At 70.2% G+C, this 20037-nt stretch carries 20 protein-coding genes; 12 read left to right on the top strand and 8 right to left on the bottom strand.

What is annotated here, in order from left to right:
* The first annotated feature begins 287 nt into the window (after window positions 1–287).
* Window positions 288–1577, top strand: a complete 1290-nt coding sequence (gene serS, locus CG740_RS15380; RefSeq protein ID WP_100575688.1) for a serine--tRNA ligase — start codon at window positions 288–290, stop codon at window positions 1575–1577.
* The gene (locus CG740_RS15375; protein WP_100575687.1) at window positions 1574–2398 is read left to right on the top strand and encodes an HAD family hydrolase; all 825 of its coding nucleotides are present in this window, start codon (window positions 1574–1576) and stop codon (window positions 2396–2398) included. Before serS ends, CG740_RS15375 begins: the two co-directional genes overlap by 4 nt.
* A 232-nt stretch (window positions 2399–2630) precedes the next feature.
* On the opposite strand, the gene CG740_RS15370 is transcribed toward CG740_RS15375, so the two are convergent.
* Complete coding sequence (locus tag CG740_RS15370; protein WP_100575686.1) at window positions 2631–3317, bottom strand: rhomboid-like protein; 687 nt, start codon at window positions 3315–3317, stop codon at window positions 2631–2633.
* A gap of 119 nt (window positions 3318–3436) precedes the next feature.
* On the opposite strand from CG740_RS15370, the gene CG740_RS15365 reads away from it, so the two are divergent.
* The 3 genes from CG740_RS15365 (at window position 3437) to CG740_RS15355 (ending at window position 6595) form a co-directional block, all read left to right on the top strand.
* Window positions 3437–4120 carry a FadR/GntR family transcriptional regulator gene (locus CG740_RS15365; RefSeq protein WP_100575806.1) on the top strand — a complete coding sequence of 228 codons (684 nt, stop codon included), beginning with the start codon at window positions 3437–3439 and terminating at the stop codon, window positions 4118–4120.
* Window positions 4121–4247: 127 nt separating this feature from the next.
* On the top strand, window positions 4248–5549 hold the full coding sequence (locus CG740_RS15360; RefSeq protein WP_100575685.1) for a CynX/NimT family MFS transporter: 1302 nt from the start codon (window positions 4248–4250) through the stop codon (window positions 5547–5549).
* Window positions 5550–5833: 284 nt separating this feature from the next.
* A complete protein-coding gene (locus CG740_RS15355) occupies window positions 5834–6595 on the top strand; it encodes a hypothetical protein (RefSeq protein ID WP_100575684.1) in 762 nt (253 codons plus the stop codon).
* 127 nt (window positions 6596–6722) lie between these two features.
* On the opposite strand, the gene CG740_RS15350 is transcribed toward CG740_RS15355, so the two are convergent.
* From CG740_RS15350 to CG740_RS15335, 4 genes are read right to left on the bottom strand one after another with little or no spacing between them, the layout of a single operon-like run.
* Window positions 6723–7442 carry an ABC transporter permease gene (locus CG740_RS15350; RefSeq protein WP_100575683.1) on the bottom strand — a complete coding sequence of 240 codons (720 nt, stop codon included), beginning with the start codon at window positions 7440–7442 and terminating at the stop codon, window positions 6723–6725.
* Window positions 7443–7472: 30 nt separating this feature from the next.
* Window positions 7473–8384, bottom strand: a complete 912-nt coding sequence (locus CG740_RS15345; RefSeq protein WP_100575682.1) for an ABC transporter ATP-binding protein — start codon at window positions 8382–8384, stop codon at window positions 7473–7475.
* Window positions 8381–9268, bottom strand: a complete 888-nt coding sequence (locus CG740_RS15340) for an ABC transporter permease subunit (protein ID WP_100575681.1) — start codon at window positions 9266–9268, stop codon at window positions 8381–8383. Before CG740_RS15340 ends, CG740_RS15345 begins: the two co-directional genes overlap by 4 nt.
* Window positions 9258–10277, bottom strand: coding sequence for an ABC transporter ATP-binding protein (locus tag CG740_RS15335; RefSeq protein WP_100575680.1), 1020 nt, complete (start codon window positions 10275–10277; stop codon window positions 9258–9260). The genes CG740_RS15340 and CG740_RS15335 overlap by 11 nt, the downstream gene beginning before the upstream one ends.
* A gap of 270 nt (window positions 10278–10547) precedes the next feature.
* Here CG740_RS15335 and CG740_RS15330 point away from each other — a divergent pair, with 270 nt between their 5' ends.
* The 4 genes from CG740_RS15330 to CG740_RS15315 are packed head-to-tail and all read left to right on the top strand — an operon-like array spanning window position 10548 to window position 15065.
* A complete protein-coding gene (locus tag CG740_RS15330) occupies window positions 10548–11384 on the top strand; it encodes a M24 family metallopeptidase (protein ID WP_376207730.1) in 837 nt (278 codons plus the stop codon).
* An 11-nt stretch (window positions 11385–11395) separates the two neighbouring features.
* Window positions 11396–13156, top strand: a complete 1761-nt coding sequence (locus CG740_RS15325; protein ID WP_100575805.1) for an SDR family oxidoreductase — start codon at window positions 11396–11398, stop codon at window positions 13154–13156.
* Window positions 13153–14085: a metal-dependent hydrolase gene (locus CG740_RS15320; protein WP_234376266.1), complete on the top strand. Its 933-nt coding sequence runs from the start codon at window positions 13153–13155 to the stop codon at window positions 14083–14085. Before CG740_RS15325 ends, CG740_RS15320 begins: the two co-directional genes overlap by 4 nt.
* A 5-nt stretch (window positions 14086–14090) precedes the next feature.
* Window positions 14091–15065 carry a MerR family transcriptional regulator gene (locus CG740_RS15315; RefSeq protein WP_425579269.1) on the top strand — a complete coding sequence of 325 codons (975 nt, stop codon included), beginning with the start codon at window positions 14091–14093 and terminating at the stop codon, window positions 15063–15065.
* Window positions 15066–15212: 147 nt separating this feature from the next.
* Here CG740_RS15315 and CG740_RS15310 read toward each other — a convergent pair whose 3' ends face one another.
* Both CG740_RS15310 and CG740_RS15305 read right to left on the bottom strand, forming a co-directional pair.
* Complete coding sequence (locus CG740_RS15310) at window positions 15213–16601, bottom strand: carotenoid oxygenase family protein (protein ID WP_100575678.1); 1389 nt, start codon at window positions 16599–16601, stop codon at window positions 15213–15215.
* Window positions 16602–16603: 2 nt separating this feature from the next.
* Window positions 16604–17161 (bottom strand): hypothetical protein, encoded by a 558-nt coding sequence (locus CG740_RS15305; protein ID WP_100575677.1) that lies wholly within the window; start codon window positions 17159–17161, stop codon window positions 16604–16606.
* A 112-nt stretch (window positions 17162–17273) separates the two neighbouring features.
* Between CG740_RS15305 and CG740_RS15300 the strand changes: the two genes are divergently transcribed.
* The 3 genes from CG740_RS15300 to CG740_RS15290 all read left to right on the top strand — a co-directional run bounded on the left by CG740_RS15300 (window position 17274) and on the right by CG740_RS15290 (window position 18933).
* Window positions 17274–17789 (top strand): PadR family transcriptional regulator, encoded by a 516-nt coding sequence (locus CG740_RS15300; protein ID WP_100575676.1) that lies wholly within the window; start codon window positions 17274–17276, stop codon window positions 17787–17789.
* Window positions 17790–17851: 62 nt separating this feature from the next.
* Entirely contained in the window at window positions 17852–18460 is a 609-nt protein-coding gene (locus CG740_RS15295; RefSeq protein ID WP_234376264.1) for an RNA 2'-phosphotransferase, read from the top strand.
* Between the two features lie 8 nt (window positions 18461–18468).
* Window positions 18469–18933, top strand: a complete 465-nt coding sequence (locus CG740_RS15290) for a hypothetical protein (RefSeq protein WP_100575675.1) — start codon at window positions 18469–18471, stop codon at window positions 18931–18933.
* Here CG740_RS15290 and CG740_RS15285 read toward each other — a convergent pair.
* Window positions 18930–19841: an LLM class flavin-dependent oxidoreductase gene (locus CG740_RS15285; protein ID WP_100575674.1), complete on the bottom strand. Its 912-nt coding sequence runs from the start codon at window positions 19839–19841 to the stop codon at window positions 18930–18932. The genes CG740_RS15290 and CG740_RS15285 overlap by 4 nt on opposite strands.
* Between the last annotated feature and the right edge of the window lie 196 nt (window positions 19842–20037).

Below are 20037 nucleotides of genomic sequence, written 5' to 3'. Positions count from 1 at the left end.
TCTTCCGCAGTCCACAGACACTCCACACAGCCTGTGGATAAGTATCCGGCGCTGTGCACTTCTGTGGACAAGTCCGGTGCACGGCAAGGGAGTCGGTCAACGACGGTCCGACAGGCGCCCCTTTCCGGGCAATAGCGCCGATTTCCTTGACGCCTGCCGACCGACGGCCCGGGAATTCCACGGCCAGGTTTCCCAATCCGGTCAATACGGACAAAGCGACACGCGCGCGATGGGCGCACCGGATATACCGGTGGGGTGCAAGGAGCGCACACCGGTAGCCTGGAGGGGTGATTGACCTTCGCCTGCTCCGTGAGGACCCCGACCGTGTTCGCGCCTCCCAGCGCGCCCGTGGAGAGGACGTCGCCCTCGTCGACGCCCTGCTCTCCGCCGACGAGCTGCGCAGGTCCTCGGGCCTCCGCTTCGACGAGCTGCGCTCCGAGCAGAAGTCGCTCGGCAAGCTCATCCCCAAGGCCACGCCGGACGAGCGCACCGAGCTCCTGAAGAAGGCCGAGCAGCTCAAGAGCGACGTCAAGGCCGCCGAGGCCGCGCAGAACGACGCCGACGAGCGCGCCAAGCACCTGCTCCTCCAGCTCGGCAACATCGTCCACACGGACGTGCCGGTCGGCGGTGAGGAGGACTTCGTCGTCCTGGAGACCCACGGCACCATCCGCGACTTCGGCGCCGAGGGCTTCGAGCCCAAGGACCACCTGGAGCTCGGCGAGGCGCTCGGCGCCATCGACGTCGAGCGCGGCGCCAAGGTGTCCGGCTCGCGCTTCTACTACCTGACCGGTGTCGGCGCGCTCCTGGAGCTCGCCCTCGTCAACGCCGCGATCGCCCAGGCCACCGAGGCCGGGTTCATCCCGATGCTGACGCCCGCCCTGGTCCGCCCGCGCGCCATGGAAGGCACCGGCTTCCTCGGCCAGGCCGCCGAGAACGTGTACCACCTGGAGAAGGACGACTACTACCTGGTCGGCACCTCCGAGGTCCCGCTCGCGGCCTACCACATGGACGAGATCATCGACGCGGACAAGCTGCCGCTGCGCTACGCCGGCTTCTCCCCCTGCTTCCGCCGCGAGGCCGGAACGTACGGCAAGGACACCCGGGGCATCTTCCGGGTGCACCAGTTCGACAAGGTCGAGATGTTCTCCTACGTCCACCCGGACGACGCCGAGAACGAGCACAAGCGGCTCCTGGACTGGGAGAAGCAGTGGCTGACCGCCCTCGAACTGCCCTTCCAGGTCATCGACGTCGCCACCGGTGACCTCGGCTCCTCGGCCTCGCGCAAGTTCGACTGCGAGGCCTGGATCCCCACCCAGGGCAAGTACCGCGAGCTGACCTCGGCCTCCAACTGCGACGGCTTCCAGGCCCGCCGCCTGTCGGTCCGCATGCGTGACAACAGCGACGGCAAGAGCAAGGTCGCCCCGCTGTCCACCCTGAACGGCACGCTCTGCGCGGTCCCGCGCACCATCGTGGCGATCCTGGAGAACCACCAGCAGGCCGACGGCACCGTGCGCGTCCCGGCCGTGCTCCGGCCGTATCTGGGCGGCCGGGAGTTCCTGGAGCCGATCGCCAAGTGAGTACCGCCGTGGGGCGCCCGTTCCCGTACAAGCTGATCGCGACCGACCTGGACGGGACGCTGCTGCGCACCGACGGATCGGTCTCGCAGCGCACCCGCGACGCGCTGGCCGCCGCCACGGCGGCCGGCGCCGCGCACATCGTGGTGACCGGCCGGGCGGTCCCCTGGACGCGTCACATCCTCGACGACCTCGGCTACGACGGGCTCGCCGTCTGCGGCCAGGGCGCGCAGGTCTACCACGCCGGCGAACACCGGCTGCTGACCTCGGTCACCCTGGACCGCCAGCTCGCCGGGCTCGCCCTGTCCAAGATCGAGGCCGAGATCGGCCCGCTCGCGCTCGCCGCGAGCCGCGACGGCATCGACGGCGACGTCCTGGTCGGCCCCGGCTACCAGGTCCAGGAGGGCCCGCTCCCGGTCCGCTCCTTCGAGGACCTCACCGAGCTGTGGTCGGCCCCCCTGAACAAGGTCTACATCCAGCATCCCGGGTACGACGACGACGCCCTGGCGAAGATCACCCGCCAGGTCGTCGGCAGCCTGGTGGACGTGGTCATGGCCGGAGCCGGCGTCGTGGAACTGCTTCCGCTCGGCCTGAGCAAGGCGACCGGGCTCTCGCTCGCCGCGCGCCGGCTCGGCTGCAAGGCAGCGGACACGATCGCGTTCGGGGACATGCCGAACGACATCCCGATGTTCGGCTGGGCCCAGCACGGGGTGGCGATGGCCAACGCCCACGACGAACTGAAGGCCGTGGCGCACGAGATCACCGCGTCCAACGACGACGACGGCATCGCCGTGGTCCTGGAACAGCTGCTCGGCCGAAGCTGATCAGATCAGGGTCAGATCAGGGCACGGGTAAGGGGCGTCCGCCACTGCGGGCGCCCCTTACCCATGTCAGAGGGGCGGCCTCGCGCTGACGCGCGCTCGAAGCGGCCGCCCCCGGCAACCGCGCACGGGCGGCCCGTCGGAGCCGTCGGTGCTGCTCCGATGCCTGCCCCGCGCGGCCCCGCCCCGACTCGTCCCCCGTGCGGCGGGGCCGCTCCTCGCGTGCGCGGTTGCCTCAACCACTGTGCCCGGCACGGCCGTTGGGCGCCAACGAATTACGGTCCGGCACCCCCCGGGTCAGCGGCCAGCAGGCGAAGCCGATGAGCAGCGCGGTCACATGGCCGAGGTCGGTGTACGTACCGCCGGTGGCGAGCGGGATTCCGAAGAACGCGAGCACACCCACGAGGTAGAGCCAGCGCCAGGGGCGGGGCAGCCGGTAGACGAGAATGCCCGCCGCCGCGGCCAGCCCGTAACTGACCCCGATGTCCACGACGTGCGACATGGCGTGCGCGAGCCGCTTGGGCAGATGCTGGTTCTGGATCGACCACAGGACGTACTCCTGACTGATCAGGGTCGCCACCACATGCCCCACCACGACCGTGCACAGCCAGCGCAGCGTGCCGAGCCAGCGCTCCACCGTGCCGTGGATGACCTCGAACATCACCAGGTACAGCAGCAGCGAGGACGGGTTCTCGATCCAGAACGCGCTGGTGAACAGGGATTGGACGGGGTGCCGGGTCAGCTCGTGGATGTTGCTGCTGTTGCGGTGCAGCAGAAAGCGTTCCAGGGCCTGCGTGGACAGCTGGATGACGAGGCTGGTGATCGCGATGGCCAGCAGCCAGATATGGGTCCCGGGTGTGGAACGCACCCAGGAACGGACCGGCCGCGAGCGCTCGGTGCCGCGGTGGAGCAGGGTCGTCATCCCTAGATGATGGACCGGAACCCTGAGCACCACATGAAAAGCCGTCCCGGCGCGGTGAAGTGGGCCGGCGCCGCAGTTGTAGGATGACTGGGCAACCGGGTGAATGGAGTGTGGGCGGCGTGGCTCTCAGAACGGCGGGACGGCAGTCCCTGGTGGACACCGTGGTCGATCAGCTGAAAGCCCAGCTGACCAATGGCGAGTGGGCGGTCGACGACCGCATTCCGACGGAGCACGAACTCGCCGAGCAGCTGGCCGTCGGCCGCAACACGGTCCGTGAGGCGGTACGCGTCCTCGTGCATGCGGGGCTGCTCGAATCCCGCCAGGGCAACGGGACCTTCGTGCGCTCGACGGCCGATCCTTCCGCCGTCCTCCAGGGCATCCGCGCCGCCGACACCCTTGACGTACTCGAACTCCGCGTCGCCTTGGAGGCCGAGGCCGCCCGGCTCGCCGCCGAACGCCGGGACACCGCCGACCTGGTGGCGTTGCGGGGCGCCCTGGAGACCTTGCGCGAGCACGGCGACCGCGCCGCCGACGCCGACATGGCGTTCCACCTGGGCGTGGTGCAGGCCACCCACAACCCGGCGTTCATCGAGGTCTACCGGTTCTTCTCGGTACAGGTGCACGAAAGCCTCATCACCTCGCTGCGCGACGAGGAGATGCCGCCGATCGACCTCGACACCCACGAAGGCCTGGTCGACGCGATCGAGAGCGGCGACCCGGCGGCCGCGGAACGCGCCGTCCGCGAACTCCTGCGCAAGCCGCTTAAGGCCGTACGGGCGGTGGCGGCACGGCGGGAGGCCTGAGCCCCGCCGGCCGACCACCGCCCGGCAGCGGCTCCCCGCCCGCCGCCCCGCGTCCACTTCCCTCCCTTCCTCCCTTCCTTCCTCCCTCCCCAACGGTCAAGCTCCGACATCGAGAAAGGTGCCTGTTTTGTCACGCCCGGATACCGATCACCTGCTGTTGCCCGATGCCGAGGCCGATGTACGGCCCTCACCCCAGGGCGCCGCCGCGCGGCGGGCGCTGCTGGCGCATCCGGTGGTGCTCCTGATCGGGATCGTCCTGGCGTCGCTGAACATGAGGGCGGCGCTGGCCAGTGTGTCGCCGCTGGTGAGCGACATCAGCCAGTCATTCGGCCTGTCCTCGACGGCGAGCAGCCTGGTGACCTCGGTCCCCGTGCTCTTCCTCGGGCTCGGCGCCCTGGTCGCACCGTGGCTCGCCCGCCGCTTCGGGAGCGAACCGGTCCTGCTGTTCGCCCTGCTCCTCCTGGCCGTCGGCATCCTGGTGCGGGTGGCGCCCTCGACGGTGGCGCTGTACGGCGGCGGCGTACTCGTCGGCACGGCGATAGCCCTGCTCAACGTGCTGATGCCGGGTCTGATCAAGCGGGACTTCCCGGACCGGGCCGCGTCCATGACATCGGTCTACACCGGCGCGATGATCGCGGGCGCGACCCTGGTGGCCGCGTCCTCGGTGCCGCTGGAGAAGGCCTTCGGCGGCAGCTGGGAGGCCTCGCTCGCGGTGTGGTCCCTGCTCGCGGTCCTGGCGGCGGTCGCCTGGCTGCCGCAGGTGCTGATCGCCCGCGGACGTACGGGACATGAGGTCCGGGTCACGAGCACCCGGTCCGGCTCCGGTACTGGTCCCGGCTCCGCTTCCGGTGCCACTGGCAAGAGCGTGTGGCGCTCGGCTCTCGCCTGGCAGGTCACCCTCTTCATGGGCCTCCAGTCGCTCTGGTCGTACGTGCTGATCGCCTGGATGCCGACGATCTTCACCGACCATGGGATGAGCCGCTCCACGGCAGGCGTGATCTTCGCCTTCAACAACCTGATCCAGGTGGCGGGCGCCTTCGCCGTACCGCTCCTGGCCGGCCGGATGCGCAGCCAGCGACCCCTGATCGTGCTGGTCACCTCCCTGGTCGCGGCCGGCTACGCGGGCCTGATGATCGCGCCGGTCAGCGGGGCCTGGCTGTGGGCGGGAGTCCTCGGCATCGGGCAGGGCGGCGCGGTCGGCCTGGCCCTCACCATGATCGTGCTGCGCTCGGGCGACGCCCAGACGGCCGCCCGTCTCTCCGGCATGGCCCAGACGGTCGGCTACCTCCTGGCCGCGGTCGGGCCCTTGGCCGCGGGCGCGGTCCACCAGGCGACGGGCGGCTGGACGATCCCGATCGCCCTCGTCCTCGGCGTGTGCGCGGCGGCCCTGGCGGTGGGCCTCTTCGCGGCGCGGGATCGGACGGTCTAGCGGGCGGCTTGGCAGGCGGCTTGGCGGCCGGGTCCGGGCGAAACGTTTGTTCCCAACACGCGTTCCCCGGATGCGTGACTTGTACGAAAGTCCGCTCGTTGTCCCTGCGCGTGGAGGCAACTGGGGTTAGTGGCGTCGTACCTTTCGTGAATTCGGGGATTGCCGGTCGCAGTACAAGGGACCGGTCATCGAGTCAGTGGCGTAGATGAGCGGACCTCCACCCCTGCGGCCCGGGGACAGGGCGTCCAAGTCATGCATCACCGACCACGAACGGAAGGCCGACCATGCCATCCGAAGTCGCTCTACTGGAATCGCGCACCCTGCGCGCCGACCACGTGGGACGCGTCGACGTCCTGGAGAAGGTCCGGGCGTTGCGGTTGCTACCCGACGGAACCCACTTGTCCACAGAGGGTGTCGCGCAGTACTTCCAGGTGCCCGCAGAGGCCGTCAACAGCACCGTCAAGCGGCACCGCGACGAACTGCACAGCAATGGGCTTCGTACCCTCAAGGGTGCTGAGCTGCAAGCCTTTGAAATGGCCAACTTGGCCATTTCCAAGGACGACCGAGCCCCGAGTTATCCACAGGGCAGGGCCCACCTCCGCCTCTTCACCCGTCGAACCGTCCTCAACATAGCCATGCTCCTTCGCGACAGCGAAGTAGCCCGCTGTGTCCGCACCTACCTCCTCGACACCGAGGAGACCGCTCGAACCGTCATCGCGAGCGACCCCCGCTACGACGGCCTTGAGCACAGGGTCACCGATCTGGAGGGCTCCATGGCCCACATCGGGCCCGCGCTCCAGGAGCTGGGACCTGTGCTGCGGCGGATGTCGGTGCGGCTGGAGTCGATGGATCTCCGCATGGAGACGATGGACCGACGGCTCGAAGCCGTCGATGTCCGCCTGGACGGGGTGGACCGTCGGCTCGACGCGACCAACCGCGTGGTGGGCGCGATGAGCATCCGGCTCACCGATCTCGCCGAGGACGTCGCGGACATCCAGCGCCGGCTCCCCCGGCCGCCGGACCCGCGCCGACGGCGCCGGAGGTAGCCGCACGCGGCTGCTGGTGATCCCAGACGGCCGGAGGCAGCCGAGCCCAACCGGCCGCTGCTGCTCAACGGGCGGTGTCCGACGACCAGTTGTCGTCGGGCACCGCTCTTGGCCGGGGAAACCCCCGTCACTCCTCCCCGGCCAGCTTGAGGGTGCGCAGCTTCTGGCCCGCGTACCAGGTGGCCGCGGCGGTCACGCCCACCAGCAGGATCACCGCGAGCGGCAGGCCCACGTCGGAGGAGATCACGCCGTTCTCGCCGATCCGCTGGGCGAGGGCGAGCGACCACTGCTGCACGCTCAGGGTGCGCGCGCCGGGCACCAGGCTGCCGAACAGCGACTCCCAGACCAGCGCGTAGACCAAGCCGAAGACCACGGCGTGCCGGGTGACGGTGCCGAGCAGCAGGAAGACCGCGGCGTACGCGATGGAGGCGACGAGCGCGGCCACCGTGTAGGCGATCGCGATCTGTTGGCCGTTGCCGTTCAGGATGAACCCGGCGATCAGCGTGGGGATCGCGGAGAAGGCCATCGTCACGGCGATCGCGACGATCAGCTTGGTGAAGATGATCGTCGACCGCCTCACCGGCTTCGCGAGCAGATAGACGATCGAGCCGTCGTCGATCTCCGGACCGATCGCGCCCGTTCCGGCGATGACACCGATCAGCGGCACCATCGTGGCCAGCGCGAAGCTGCCGAGCAGATCGGCGGTGACCTGGTCGTCGGCGCCGCTGAAGGAGCGGACGGCCACCGAGATCACGATGAGCAGGGCGGGCAGGACGAAGAGGATGGCGGCCCGGCGGCGGCCGAGCAGGGCCCGGTAGGTGAGCCGGGCGACGGTCGGGTTGTACATGGGAACGTCACCGCTCCTTTCTGGAGGCGCTCAGGCCGCTACGAGGTAGGAGAAGACGGATTCGAGGGACTCGTCGGAGGGCGAGACCGTCAGCAGGCGGATGCCGTGCACCTTGGCCACTTGCGGCAGCAGCGCGGTGAACCGGCCGAAGTCGACGGCCTGGATGCGCAGCGCGCCCTCCTTGAGGTCCACCTCGATACCGGCGGTCGAGGGGTCGGCGATCAGGGCGGCGGCCAGTGCTCGGTCGTCGCTGGAGCGGATCAGATAGCGGTGCGGGCGGTCCGTCATGAGACGGCGGATCTTGCGGAAGTCCCCGCTGGCCGCGTGCCGGCCGGCGACGATGACCTCGATGTGCGAGGCGAGCTGCTCGACCTCTTCGAGGATGTGGGAGGAGAACAGGACCGTGCGGCCCTCGGCCCCCATCCGCCGTAGCAGGTCCATGAGTTGCATGCGCTGGCGCGGGTCCATGCCGTTGAACGGCTCGTCGAGCAGCAGTACCGACGGGTTGTGGACGAGGGCGGACGCCATCTTGACGCGCTGGCGCATGCCCTTGCTGTAGGTCTGGATCTTGCGGTCCTGGGCGTACTCCATCTCGACCGTGGCCAGGGCCTGGCCGGCCTCGCGCGCGCCGAGCCCGTGCAACTCGGCGTTGGCGACGACGAATTCGCGACCCGTGAGGAAGTCGTACATGGCTTCGCGCTCGGGCACGATGCCGATGTTCTTGTACACGGACTCGTTGCGCCAGATCTGCTCGCCGTCGAGCTTCACGGTGCCCGTGGACGGGGCGAGGAAGCCGCCCATCATGTTGATGAGGGTGGACTTCCCGGCGCCGTTGGGGCCGAGCAGTCCGGTCACGCCGGGGCCGACCGTCATGGTGACGTCGTTGACCGCCACCACGTTGCCGAACCAGCGCGAGGTGTGGTCGATGTGGAGGGTGGTCACAGCCCGACCTTCCGGTAGCGGCGCATCAGCACGGCGTACGAGCCGTAGATGAGCGCGAGAACGACGAGCAGGTAGATCAATCCGGTTCCGGATCCCGGTCCGTGGCCGCCCGGGAAGCTGGAGCTCGCGCCGAGGAACGCGGTCTGTACGCCGTCGATGAGCGTGATGGGCGAGAACAGGCCGAGCCACTGGACCGCGCCGGGGGAGCCCTGGTTGAAGGCGATGGCCTGGACCGCGGAGACGGCCCCGTAGGAGACCGTGAGGACGGCGATCACGGCGGCCACTCCGAAGCCGCGGCGCGGCGTCAGCGCGGCGATGACCAGGCCGAGGCCGGCGAAGAGGAGCGAGAGCAGTGCCACCGAGACCAGCCCCTCGGCGAACCCCTTGGTCTGGTCCGCGAAGTCGAGTTTGGCGAGCAGGGAGCCGATGTAGAGGACCACCAGGGGTGCGCCCGTGATGATGAACAGGGCCGATGCCATGGCGGCGAACTTGGCCAGGACGTAGTCGACGCGCTCGATCGGCCGGGAGAAGTACAGCGGCACCGTCTTGAACCGCAGGTCGCGCGACACGGTCTGGGGCGCCTGGGCCGCGATGAACAGGCCGATGACGGCCTGCATGAGGATGGCATACCGCGTGTACGGCACCGGGATGTCGTTGGCCTTGGTGGTGACGGCGACCGCAACCATGATGGCCGCGGGCACGCACATCACCGCGAACAGGATCATCGGCAGGACCTTGGACTTGGCGCTGCGGCCGAGCCCGTACGCGCCGCGCAGCGACTGCGAGAAGAGCGAGCGGCGGGCATAGGCCCGGCCGAGCCGCGGCCCGTCGTAGTCGCGGTAGCCGATGTTGTGGATCTGGGTCTGGGCGCTGTCAGTTGCCATCGCGACCGGCTCCCTTCTGCTCGGCGCCGGCCGCGGTGGCTGCCCATGCGGCGGCGCGTTCGGAGACCGGCTCCCGCGCCGGGGTCTGGAAGACCTCGGCGATGTGGTGACGGCGCTGTTCCATCCGTACGAGACCGAGGCCGAGGTCGGCCACGGTGTCGCGGACCGTGTCGTAGTTGTCCTCGCCGGTGGCCTCGACGAGGAGGATGTGGCCGGCGCCCGGCAGACCGTCCTCCACTCCGGCGCGCAGCGAGAGCCCGGCCGCGGTGAGGGCCTTGCGGACCGCCTCGGTGCCGTCGGGGTGGCTGTCGGAGTCGGTGACCTCGACGGCCAGCGTGGTGGTCGTCTGGGTGAAGTCGCTGGTGGAGCTGGACCGCAGCAACTGGCCGCCGTCGATGACCACTACGTGGTCACAGGTGCGCTCCAGCTCGCCCAACAGGTGCGAGGTGACCAGGACCGAGATGCCGAAGTCGGTGTGGATGCGGCGGATCAGGCCGAGCATCTCGTCGCGGCCGACCGGGTCGAGGCCGTTGGTCGGTTCGTCGAGGAGCACCAACTGTGGGTCGTGGACGAGGGCTTGGGCGAGCTTGACCCGCTGCTTCATGCCCGTCGAGTAGCCACCGATGGGCCGGTAGCGCTCCTCGTAGAGCCCTACGTGGCGCAGGGTGTCGGCGGTGCGCTCCCGGGCGGCGGTGGCCGGCAGGCCCGACATGCGCGCCATGTGCACGACGAGCTCGGTGGCCGAGACGTCGGGTGGCAGGCAGTCGTGCTCCGGCATGTAGCCCACCCGCTCGCGGATGGCGCTGCCGCTGGTGGCCACGTCGAGGCCGAGCACGGCGGCGGTGCCCTCCGTGGCGGGCGAGAGACCAAGAAGGATCTTGATCAACGTGGACTTGCCGGCTCCGTTGGCGCCCACCAGCCCGGTCACGCCGGGGCCGATGTCCAACGAGAGCCGGTCAAGCGCGGTCACCCGGGGGAACCGCTTGCTCAGGCTTTCGGTCGCGATCACAGTCACGTCATCGACGGTAGTGGCGCAGGACACACGAATCGTCAGCCCAGACGGCTGGATCCATCTCCGACTCCAGAGGTACGCGCCCGTAGGGGAACCCGTACGTGAGGCGGATGGGGTCGCTGACCTGGGGGGGCGGAGTTGTCCACAACCGGCCCGTTGTCCACAGGCTGACGCAGGGCCCTTGACGCAGCCGCCGGGCATTGTCACATTCATCAGTGTCAAGTTACGCACGCGTAGGGCGACAGGGGTGGACGGATGCCATCGGCAGTGAAGGCTCGACCCGACACGCGACTGCGCGGGTTCAGGGAAGTGCAGAGCCTGGCGTACGAGTGCGCGGAGGCGGTGGCCGCCCAGCTCAAGCCGGGGGTGACCGAGCGGGAGGCCGCGCGGATGCAGCGGGACTGGCTGCGCGAGCGGGGCGTGCGGGACTGGTTCCACCTGCCGTTCGCCTGGTTCGGCGACCGCACCGCGTTCGCCGGCTTCCGCATACCGTTGCAGTTCTTCCCCACCAACCGGCGCCTTGAGGCGGGGATGCCGTTCATCCTCGACATGGCCCCGGTCTACCGGGGCTACACCGCCGACATCGGTTATTCGGGCTGTCTGGGCCTCAACCCGGTGCACAACCGGCTGCTCGCCGACCTGGAGGCGCACCGCGCCCTGATCCTGCGCGAGGTGCGCGAGCAGCGGCCGCTGCGCGAGATCTACGAGGACGTGGACCGGCTCATGGTCCGCCAGGGCTATGCCAACCGGCACCGGGCGTATCCGTTCGGCGTGATCGCCCACAAGATCGACCAGGTGAAGGAGCGCCGCTGGTCGCCGAACGTCTTCGGGTTCGGCACCCAGGCGCTGAAGGGCCTGGCCGGCGACGCGCTGCACGGCCACCGGGACGGCTGGTCGCCGCTCTGGTCGCCGTACAAGTTCTCCGACCACCCGCCCCGGCCGGGGCTGTGGGCGGTCGAGCCGCACCTCGGATTCCGGGGTACGGGCGCGAAGTTCGAGGAGATCCTCGTCGTCACCGACTCGAAGGACCCCGAGCAGAGCGCGTTCTGGCTGGACGACGACCTGCCGCATGTGCGGCGCTGGGCCGAGGAGAAGGCGGCGTGAGTGTGACGAGCGTGAACATCGAGGGAGCCCGCGAACGCTGGGTGCGCACCGGCGGCGTGGAGCTGTGCGTGGCGGAGCTGGGGGACGCGGCGCGGCCCACCGTGCTGCTGGTGCACGGCTATCCGGACAGCAAGGAGGTGTGGTCCGAGGTCGCCGAGCGCCTGGCCGACCGCTTCCATGTGGTCCTGTACGACGTCCGCGGACACGGCCGCTCCACGGCGCCGGCCCCGCTGCGCGGCGGATTCACGCTGGAGAAGCTGACGGACGACTTCCTGGCGGTCGCGGACGCGGTCAGCCCGGACCGGCCGGTGCACCTGGTCGGCCACGACTGGGGCTCGGTCCAGGGCTGGGAGTTCGCGACGGTGGAGCGCACGGAGGGCCGCATAGCCTCCTTCACCTCCATGTCGGGCCCCTCGCTCGACCACTTCGGCCACTGGATCAAGAGCCGGATGAGCCGCCCCACACCACGCAGGGCCGCCCAGCTCATCAGCCAGGGCGCCAAGTCCTGGTACGTGTACATGCTGCACATGCCGGTCCTGCCGGAGCTGGCCTGGCGCGGCCCGCTCGGCAAGCGGTGGCCCAAGATGCTCCAGCGCCTGGAGAACGTACCGCTCGGCGGCTACCCCACGGCCTCCCTGCCGCAGGACGCGGCGCACGGCGCCTGGCTCTACCGGGACAACGTCCGCGCCCGCCTCGGCCGCCCGCGCCCCGACGCCTACGCCCATGTGCCGGTCCAGCTGATCACGCCGCTCGACGACGTGTTCCTCTCGCCCAAGCTGTACGCCGAACTGGAGCACTGGGTGCCCCGGCTGACCCGCCGCACCCTCCCGGCCAAGCACTGGATTCCGCGTACCAGGCCCGACCAACTGGCCATCTGGATCAGTGAGTTCGTCCGCGCCAACGAGGACGGCATACCGGCCAAGGACGCCGTCGCCACCGGCCCGCACGCCGACCGGTTCGGCGGCCGGCTGGTCCTGGTGACGGGCGCGGCGAGCGGCATCGGCCGGGCCACGGCCTTCGCGTTCGCCGAGGCCGGGGCACGGATCGTCGCCGTGGACCGGGACGCCGAGGGTGCCGCACGGACCGCGGAGATGTCCCGGCTCATCGGCGCCCCCGAGGCCTGGGGCGAGGTGGTCGACGTCAGCGACGAGCAGGCGATGGAGAAGCTCGCCGAGAAGGTGGCCACCGAGTACGGCATCGTGGACGTCCTGGTCAACAACGCGGGCATCGGGTTGTCCGGCTCCTTCTTCGACACCACGGCGGAGGACTGGAAGAAGGTCCTCGACGTCAATCTGTGGGGCGTCATCCACGGCTGCCGGATCTTCGGCAAGCAGATGGCCGAGCGCGGCCAGGGCGGCCACATCGTCAACACCGCGTCGGCCGCCGCCTACCAGCCCTCACGTGCGCTGCCCGCCTACAGCACGTCGAAGGCCGCGGTGCTGATGCTCAGCGAGTGCCTGCGCGCCGAGCTGGCCGGCCAGGGCATCGGGGTCTCGGCGATCTGCCCCGGCCTGGTCAACACCAACATCACGTCGACCACGCACTTCGCCGGGGCCGACGCCGCGGAGGAGAAGCGCCTCCAGAAGAAGACCTCCCGCCTGTACGGAATGCGCAACTTCCCACCGGAGAAGGTCGCTTCGGCGATCCTGCGTGCCGTGGTGAAGAACCAGGCCGTGGTGCCGGTGACACCCGAGGCCCGCGGCGCCCACCTCATGTCCCGCTTCGCGCCGAGGACGCTGCGCGCGATCGCCCGATTGGAGCCGCCGCTGTGAGCACGGAGCGCCTGGACGGCACGACGAGCGAGGAGCACTACCGGATAACCCCGCGGCGCGTCTCGTTCGACTGGGACGAGACCCCGCTGCACTGGATTCCGGACGAGCCCACCGCAACCCATGTCATCAATGTGCTGCACCTGCTGCTTCCGGCGGGCGAGCGCTGGTTCGTGAAGGTGTTCAAGGAGGCCCTGCCGCTGGTCGCCGACCCGGTGCTGCTCAAGGACGTCAAGGGGTTCATGGGCCAGGAGGCCACCCACAGCGTCCAACACGCCCACGTCCTCGACCACTTGGCGCACCAGCGTCTGGACACCGAGCCCTACACCCGGCACGTCGACTTCCTCTTCGAGAAGCTCCTTGGCGAGACGCCACCGCTCGGGGCACCGATACCGACCCAGGAGTGGCTGCGCTTCCGGCTCTCGCTGATCGCCGCGATCGAGCAGTTCACGGCGGTGCTGGGCGACTGGGTGCTGCACGCCGAGGAGCTGGACCGGGCCGGGTCCGATCCGGTCATGCTGGATCTGCTGCGCTGGCACGGCGCGGAGGAGGTCGAACACCGGGCGGTCGCCTTCGACATGTACCAGCACTGCGGCGGCACGGGCCTGCCCCGCTACGTCCGGCGCCTGGAAGGCATGGCGGTCGTGGCCCCGGTGCTGATCTGGCTGTGGGTGTGGGGCGCCTCCTATCTGATCCGGCACGATCCCCAGCTCGCCGGCCGGCTGCGCTATTCGCTGGGCGAGCACAACCGGGCCGTACGCCGCGGCCTGCTGCCGACCTGGAAGGAGTTGGGCTCGGCCATACCCCGCTACTTCCGCCGGTCGTACCATCCCTCGCAGGAGGGCTCCCTGCGCAAGGCCGTCGACTATCTCGCGACCTCGCCGGCGGCCCGTGCGGCGGCGGGTGCGGTGGGCCGCGCCGCCCTGGGTTAGAGGGAGTGGGTTTGTCCGGGCAGTCAGCACTTCAGCAGGTGGTGCCGCCGGCGGCACCGGCCGAGTACCGGATCGAGGATCTGGCGCACGCCAGCGGCGCCACGGTCCGCACCATCCGCGCCTACCAGGACCGGGGACTGCTGCCCCGGCCCGAGCGGCGCGGCCGCTCCAATGTGTACGGCGACACCCACCTGGCCCGGCTGCACCAGATCGCCGACCTCCTGGACCGCGGCTACACCCTGGCCTCCATCAAGGAACTCCTGGAGGCCTGGGACGCCGGGCGGGGGCTCGGCGGAGTGCTCGGGCTGGTTGCCGAGGTCAACGGGCCGTGGACGGACGAGGAGGCCGCCCGGATCTCCCGCGCCGACCTCGACGAGACCTTCGGCGGCGAACCCGACGACGAGGCCGTCGCCGAGGCGGTGGAGCTCGGCATCCTGGAACGCGTCCCGGACAACGACTCCGAGTTCCTCGTCCCCAGCCCCCAAGAGCTGGCGGTGGCGGCCGAGTTGCACGCGGCCGGTGTGCCCCTCGACGCCATCGCCGGGCATCTGCGCGAGCTGCGCGGCCAGGTCGAACACATCGCGGCCCGCTTCCTCGACTTCACCACGGAACACGTCTTCGCCCGCTACCTCGGCCACCGCCCGCCGACCGACACGGAGGCGGCCGAGGCGGCCGATCTGGTGCGCCGGCTGCGCCCTCTGGCGCAGCAGACCGTCGATGCCGAACTAGCCCGCGCGATGCGCCTGTTCGCCACCCGGCACCTCCAGCGCCATCTGGGGACCCCGACCGCCGCGCCCGCCGCGCCGGACCCAGGCCCGGTGACCCTGCCCTCGGACACGGTCCGAGCCGTGCAGGCGCTGGTGGGCCCGGAGAACGTCGCCGCGTTCATCGCCGCCGCGACCGAACGTGAGGTCGGAGCACGGACTTTGGACGCCCTGTCGCGCCCAACTCGCGACAGCGGTGAACCACTGAAGCCTTAAATTGCCTATACCAGAACGAACTTCGCCAAATACCCCTTATCGGACGTCACTTGTCCACAGCGCTTTCAATTTGCCTGTGGATAACGCTACTTCGCTGTGGATCAAACCCAACTGCCGTCCTCAATAAGGTGATTGGCATCACCTCATTCACCGATCGGCGAGCCAGTTGCCGTGGAAGCCGAACGGCACGCGCTGCGGAAGATGGACCGTCGCCACCGGCGGAGCCGCGAGGTCGTCCGCGTCCAGGATGACGAGATCGCTGGCGTCCCTGGCCGCGTCGTACACATAGCTGAGCAACCACCCCGGGCCGCCAGGCCGGTCGTCCGCCGGGGCGAAGGCCGCCTCCGCCGGGACCCGCCCCGCCCCGAACTCATGACGCGCCACCGCTCCCGTCCGCAGGTCGTAACGGAGCAGTGCCCCCGATATCGGCCCCGCGGGCGGTGTCCGGCTCACCGTGACGTGCCCGAAGCGGGACTTGAGCCCGGCAAGCCGGTCGTCGACCCGGGGGAACTCGCACGCCTGGTCGTCGAGCTGATCCTCCCGCACCGTGCCCGTCGCGAGATCGAGCGTCCACTTCCACAGGGTGGGCCCGCTCGCCCCCAGACGCTCGTACCGCACGACGTGCAGCACGATCCGATCCCCGCGCCCGGCGCCGTCCCCGGGCTCGTCGTATGCGTTCAGGGCGTGGAAGACATAGCAGGGGTCGACCGTCAGCCAGCACACCTCGCCGTACGGATCGTCCCTGCGCAGCACGCCGAGCCGGGCCCCGTACTCCTCGTCCCAGCGGTAGGGGAGGCCGCCGCCGGGCCGCTGCGCCGTCTGCGGGTCGAAGACGGCCGGAAGGTCCATGAAGACCACGTGGGAGGCGGTGAGATGGAAGTCGTGCATCATCGTGGCCGCCGGCACCTCCACCGGCCGGCTCACCACCAACTCGCCCTGGGCATCGGCGCGGTGATAGGTCAGGAAAGGCTGGTCCAGCGTCCCGTATCCGAAGAAGTGCAGTTCGCCGGTGACCGGGCAGGTCTTGGGGTGGGCGGTCATGGCGGTGGTGAGGCGGCCGGCGAAGTCGTAGGCCCCCAGCGTCTCCAGCTCGCACCCCGGCCGGAAGTCCAGTTCATAGGGGAAGGACGACTCGACCAGGGCCAGTGTGCGTCCGGCGTGCCGCACCACGTGCGTGTTGGCGGCCCCGGCGGTCAGGTCGGTGCCGCCCTGCCGGTCGTGGACCCGGGCTCCGTCGGTGAAGGACGAGGTGCGGACCCAGCGATTGCGGTAGGAGCGGGCCCTGCCTTCGTCGATACGGATGCCGTGGACCATGCCGTCCCCGAAGAACCAGTGGGCGGAGGCCGCGTCCTGCGGGTTGGGCCCGTTGCGGACGTACCAGCCGCTTAGCTCGGGCGGGATGGCACCGGTCACCGCCGGCTCGTGCGTGGTCAGCTCTTCGGCGACAGGCGCGAAGTTGCCCGCGAGGTGCGGGGCGGGCGGCTTCGATGCCATGGGTGCGGCGGACGTGGTGGTGGCCCCGGGGGTGGTGGTCATCGTCAGGCTCCCTTGCGGACGGCGGCACGGCGGGCGCGCTCGGGGTACTGGGCGGTGATGACGGCCGGGACGGCGAAGCCCGCGACCTGAACGGCTATCGAAGCGGTACTGCCGAGCGATTCGGCGTCGATGACGGCGAGGGCGGTCGCCGTCAGGGTGAAGGCCAGGGCCCAGACGGCGGTCAGTACCACGTTGATCCGGAGGAACACCGGGTTGGCCCACACCTCGGGCGGCGCCTGCCGCTTGGCGATCCCGGTGGTGAAGGGCTTGCGGACGGCCAGCGTGGCCCAGGCGGTCAGGGCCAGCCAGCCCGTGGCCAGCGCGCCGCCGTACTCGCGGAGCCCACTGTCGGGGGCGGCGAAGGCGACGACGCTCAGAACGGTGAAGAAGGCGATCGTGGACTGCTCAAGGATCAGGGCGTCGGCGCTCAGGCCGCGCTTGCGGTCCATGGCGAAGAGGTAGCCACCGGCGACGAGAGCGGCGAGCGCGCCCCACTGCCAGTGCGCGCTGCCGACGACGGCGAAGACGATCCACGGGATGAATCCGCGCAGGTAGCTCATGGGAGTCCCCTCTGTTCCGAGCGCTTCCGCCCAGCTCCACATTCCAACTTCGACATGTCGAATGTAGAGGATCCTCCTTTGACGTGTCAAGAGTGGAAGGTAGGGTGGGTGCATGAGCCTTCGCCACGCAGTCCTGGGGCTGCTCGCCGACCGTCCGGCCAGCGGTTACGACCTGATGAAGCGGTTCGAGACCTCGCTGGCCCACGTGTGGTCGGCGACTCAGAGCCAGGTATACGGAGAACTGGGGAAACTCGCCGACGGCGGTCTGGTCGAGGTGTCCGCCGAGGGGCCGCGCGGCCGCAAGGAGTACGCGATCACCCCCGCCGGCAGGGCGGAGCTGCACCACTGGCTCACCGAGGTCGAGCCAACCCGCGCCCGCCGCAGCGACTCCCTGCTCCGGGTCTTCTTCCTCGGCGAGCTCACGCGACTCGAAGCGCGTACCTATCTGCTCGGTGAAGCCGAGCGCGCGGCCCAGCAGCTCGCCGGGCTCAAGGAGGCGGAGGCCGCCATCGACTGGGGCGGTGATCCGCTGTCGGTGCACGGCCGCCTCGCCATGGAGTACGGCAAGCGGCTCAGTGAGATGCACGAGGAGTGGGCCCGCTGGGCGGCGGAGCAGCTCACGCCCTGACGGCCCGCGCCCCGACGGAAATGGAGATGCCCCGGCGCCGCCCGGCCCGGCACCCTGACGGCATGACAGACATCCCACGGGAACCGCCGGGCGATCGCGCCGGGCTGCTCCCGGACGACAGACGCACCGTCAAGGTGTCGAAATACCTCTCGAAACACCTGCGCCACCAGCCCGAGCGGATCGGTCTCGCCCTCGATCCGCACGGCTGGGTGGACATCGACGTGCTGCTGCGGGCCTCGGCCGCGCACCGCTTCCCCATCACCCGCGCCGAGCTGGACCATGTGGTCGCCACCAACGACAAGCGGCGCTTCGCCGTGGAGGGCGGCCGGATCCGGGCCAGCCAGGGGCACACCGTGGCCGTCGACCTCGGTCTGGCGTCCGCAGAGCCGCCCACGTACCTCTACCACGGCACCGTGGCCCGCAGTCTGGACGCGATCCGCGCCGAGGGGCTGCGCCCCATGGACCGCCACCATGTGCACCTCTCGCCCGACCGGGAGACCGCCGCCAAGGTCGGCGCCCGTCGCGGCCGCGCCGTGGTCCTCAGCGTGGACGCCGGGGCGATGCACCGGGCCGGCCATGTCTTCCACGTCAGCGCCAACGGGGTCTGGCTCACAGAAGCCGTCCCGCCTCAGTACTTGCGGCTGCCCACCGGTGCGGCTCGCTTGGGATGATCGACCCCATGCGCCGACCCCACCTGCCCACCACCGAATCCGTAGTCACCGCGATCCGCGGGATCGCCGACGAGTATCGCCTGGAGGCCGAGGTCACCGACGACATCGGCGCGGACCGGACCTCGCGTCGCACCTCGGCCGGCGTGTTCGCGGTGCTCGACCCGGACGGTTCGCTGCCGCACGAGGCATACGTCGAACTGGGTGGCACGCCATCCGTATCGGTGCGCGTCTATCCCGAGGACGACGCCCGGATCACCGTCGACGGCGTGGAGTTCGACGACATCCCCCGCGACGACGTGCCCGCCTTCCTGCGATCCGTCTACGGCGGGCTCGCCCACGTCAAGGGCCGGCTCTTCCCGCCGGGCTGGTGGCTGGTCGTGCCCCTGCCCGGCGACGAGACCTACAAGGAACTGGTGCTGCTCGGCGCGCTCACCCCCTGGATGAGCGCGCACGTCCGCAGCCGGAAGGGCTAGGGCCTGTCCGGGCCGCCGAGCTGCGCGAGCCCCTCGGTCGCGACCTGCTCGAAGACCTTCGGGTCGGCCGCGAAGTCGGAATCAGGGATCGGCGCGTGCAGCACGAGCTCGGTGAAGCCGAGCTCGAAGTGCCGGCCCGCGAAGTCCACGAACGCGTCGAGGGATTCCAGCGGGCGGCCGGGCTGCGGGGTGAAGCCGGTGAGCAGGATCTTGTCCAGTTCGCCCACGTCGCGCCCCGTCTCCGCGCACGCCGCGCCCAGCTTCTCGATCTGTCCCCGGATCGCCGCGATGGACTCCTCGGGGGTGCCCGACTCGAACAGCTTCGGGTCGCCCGTCGTCACCCACGCCTGCCCGTGCTTCGCCGCGAGGCGCAACCCGCGCGGTCCGGTCGCGGCCACCACGAACGGAATCCTGGGGCGCTGGACACAGCCCGGCAGGTTGCGTGCCTCGACCGCCGAGTAGAACGTGCCGTCGTACGTCACCGACGCCTCGGTGAGCAGGCGGTCCAGCAGCGGTACGAACTCGCCGAAGCGGTCCGCCCGTTCACGCGGCGTCCATGCCTTCTGACCCAGCGCGGTGGCGTCGAACCCGTTGCCGCCGGCGCCGATCCCCAGGGTGATCCGGCCGTTCGACACGTCGTCGAGGGTGATCAGGTCCTTGGCGAGGGTCACCGGATGCCGGAAGTTCGGCGAGGTGACCAGGGTGCCGAGGCGCAGCCGGGTGGTGGCGGCAGCGGCGGCCGTGAGCGTGGGAACCGCGCCGAACCACGGGCCGTCGCGGAACGTCCGCCAGGACAGGTGGTCGTAGGTGTACGCGGTGTGGAACCCCAGCTCCTCGGCGCGCAGCCACTCGTCGCGACCGCCGTCGTGCCAGCGGCGTACCGGGAGAATCACAGTGCTCAATCGCATGACACGACCCTACGTGCAGGACGCGACGCCACGAGGGGTCGAGCGGCGTGGTGATCCGCACGACCTGCGTAAGGACGAACGACCGTGTCTGCGCCCTGCCCCGGGGCAGGGCGGTCGCGCCCAGGCCGGGGCAGCAGGGCTGCACCCCCGCCGCCGGTGTGTGGCATACGTACGCCCCCTCGTGCCTCATGCGCAC

The organism is Streptomyces sp. CB01201, from assembly GCF_002803085.1.
Lineage (GTDB): Bacteria > Actinomycetota > Actinomycetes > Streptomycetales > Streptomycetaceae > Streptomyces > Streptomyces hundungensis.
Note: the sequence above shows the minus strand (reverse complement) of the source record. Positions and strands in the feature narration are given on the sequence as shown.